Consider the following 597-nt stretch of genomic DNA (forward strand, 5'->3'; position numbering starts at 1 on the left):
GGTGCTTGAACAACGAGACGTAAGAGTTCTTCCCGACAGTCATCAGCTTCCTCTCTTTCATTACGTAACGTTTCACGGGAAGCGGCCGAAGATAATCCTTCTCTCCCTGAAGGAACATTTCCTTGCGTGACACCTCCCGTCCGGCCATCACCTTTTCATTGAAATCAAGCAGGGAGACACGGACGGCGGTATTGAGTTCCTCCAGGCCGGAAAATGTCATTCCCTCTATGTCAAGGTAAATGGAACGGTAGAGGAGCTTTACGGCATTCTCTACCAAAGCCTTGTCTTTGGGATGACGCACACGGGCGGGATAGACCGCACAGCCGTAATATTCGGCAAAAGCGGCGAAATCATCATTGATGACAGGCTCGTTGCGGTCGCTTCGTGTGACGGCAGCCTTCAGATTGTCGGGGACGATAGCCGCAGGAACGCCTTCAAAATATTGCATGGCATTCTCACATGCCTTTATCAGGTCTTCCTTGCGTTGAGACCACACGGCTTCGCAGTAGGTATAATGGCTGAACGGAAGGATGGCGACAAACACCTCGGCTTTCTTCGTCTCGCCCGTCATTTCATCAACGACTTCAAGCCTGTCAC

At 51.6% G+C, this 597-nt stretch carries 1 protein-coding gene; it reads right to left on the bottom strand.

What is annotated here, in order from left to right; translation table 11 throughout:
- Positions 1-597 (bottom strand): IS21 family transposase (gene istA / locus H6A34_RS14560; protein WP_205106097.1); only part of this gene is annotated, 597 nt, incomplete at both ends.

Source organism: Marseilla massiliensis, from assembly GCF_016899855.1.
Classification (GTDB): domain Bacteria; phylum Bacteroidota; class Bacteroidia; order Bacteroidales; family Bacteroidaceae; genus Prevotella.